The following is a 1,918-nucleotide window of genomic DNA, read 5'->3' as shown; positions in this document are numbered from 1 at the left end:
CACTTCCTTTATTATTTTTCATTTTTTTAAACTATTTAATACTAATGTCTTTTATAATAGCTTTTCATATATTATATAATCAATCTTTATAAGTCCTTTTATAAATTTCTTTTCTACCATTTTCGATAAATTCCTGTTTAATATTTTTAATTCCATAAACAATAGTTTCAATAGGATAATATTCTTCAACTATATCTTGATATTCTTTTGCTTTCTCAATATCTATATTTCCATACATTCTTAATATATCTTCTCCAAAATTTGTTCCTATTTCTTCTTCACTATCTTCAAGTAAGTATATAAAATCACAATATTCATCTATAATTCCAGAATCTCCAAAATCAATTATTCCAGTTAATCTATTATTGCCATCTAACAATAGATGATTACAACTAAAATCATTATGGCATAAACACTTTTTACCCTCAAAAACTGTTGTTGCATTTAGTCTTTCCATAAAACTTTCTATATAATCTTTTTCTATATCAGTTAAATCATTATAAATAGTTTCACGCAACAATATATACTCTTCTAATACATTTTGTTTATTATCAATAGTACATTCACTAATATCTGTATAATCTAAACCGTGCATTTGTCTTAAAAAACTGGCAATATCTCGTTTTAACAAATTTTGTTCTTCTTCTGACATAGTAGAATAAATTTCTGGTGTTAAAAAAGTTCCTTTAATTTCTTTATAACCTAGTATAGATAATTCATCACTAATATACGAATATTCAATATTAGGAATTTTTACATTAGTTTCTAAATTTGTATTTAAAAAATTATATATTGCTTTTTCTTTTGCATAACCTTTTTTCTTATTAGTACTAAATTTTGTTTTAAAAATGTATTCATTATTAACTAAATATGCCACACTATCATAACCACTACCGATTATTTCAATACTATCTACTTTGAAATTATCAAAGTAATGCTCAATTAAATATTTCATTGCCTTAACATTTGTGGCATTATCATCATATCTATATTCCATTAAATAACAATCTTCTTTTTTGCCCTCGTGTAATTCATGTTCTGGCAAATCTTCAATAATTCTAAAACCAGATTTTTGGTATGCCCTTATTGCTCTTGGATTATTTTTATGAGGGTCTAAAATAACTGCATTAGCATTTCTTTCTTTTTTCAAAAATTCAAAAATCAATTTAATATATCTTGTACCAATTCCTTTACTCCAATAATTTGGCTCTCCTATAAATTGATCCATACCATAGACTATCTCATCAGTTTTTGGATAATGATAATCAGTATATAACTCATCATACATTTTATATATTTGTCCATATCCAATAGGAACATTGTTATATTCAATAATTACTCTAAAAACTTCATCTTCCCAAGGCTCTGTATAATGTTTTTTTAATGATTCTAATGTATATTTTTTATCTCTACCACCATAAAATTCTAATACTCTTTCATCAGTTAACCATTTTAACATCAAAGGAAAATCATCATCTATTAAAGTTCTTATACATATTTCATTTTCAACTATATTCATTTATTTATCACCTTTTTCATAATCATATACATATACTATTTCATCTTTATAATCATTTTTACCACCTAATTTTTCATATACATGGCAAGCTCTAGGATTACCTTTATCAGTTATTAAAAACATTTCAGAACAACCAATCTCTTTAGAATATTCCTTAATAAAAGATAATAATTTTGAACCATAACCTTTGTCTTGATAGTTAGGTAACATTCCTATTGAGTGTAAATAAAACATTGTTTTTCCATCAGGTCTTAAAAGTGTATAGCAATATGCAAATCCTATAATTTTATTATTTTCTTTAGCTATAAACCCAAATGAACTGGTATCATTAAGAAATCCTTTTAAATTATCAATATCAAAAACCATATTATCATCAATTAAAACTTCTTCCATAAACTC

The 1,918-nt window shown here is 24.3% G+C and carries 2 protein-coding genes; both read right to left on the bottom strand.

The genetic code is table 11. The annotated features are described in order from the left end of the window. Positions 1 to 79 precede the first annotated feature (79 nt). Positions 80 to 1,519 carry a bifunctional aminoglycoside N-acetyltransferase AAC(6')-Ie/aminoglycoside O-phosphotransferase APH(2'')-Ia gene (locus LQ688_RS13850; RefSeq protein WP_001028144.1) on the bottom strand — a complete coding sequence of 480 codons (1,440 nt, stop codon included), beginning with the start codon at positions 1,517 to 1,519 and terminating at the stop codon, positions 80 to 82. Beyond that, positions 1,520 to 1,918: GNAT family N-acetyltransferase (locus LQ688_RS13845; protein ID WP_000341232.1), on the bottom strand; the 399-nt coding region annotated here is incomplete at its 5' end. It lies immediately after the preceding gene.

Source organism: Mammaliicoccus sp. J-M40 (genome assembly GCF_022386395.1).
In the GTDB taxonomy this organism is placed as follows: domain Bacteria; phylum Bacillota; class Bacilli; order Staphylococcales; family Staphylococcaceae; genus Mammaliicoccus; species Mammaliicoccus lentus.
Note: the sequence above shows the minus strand (reverse complement) of the source record. Positions and strands in the feature narration are given on the sequence as shown.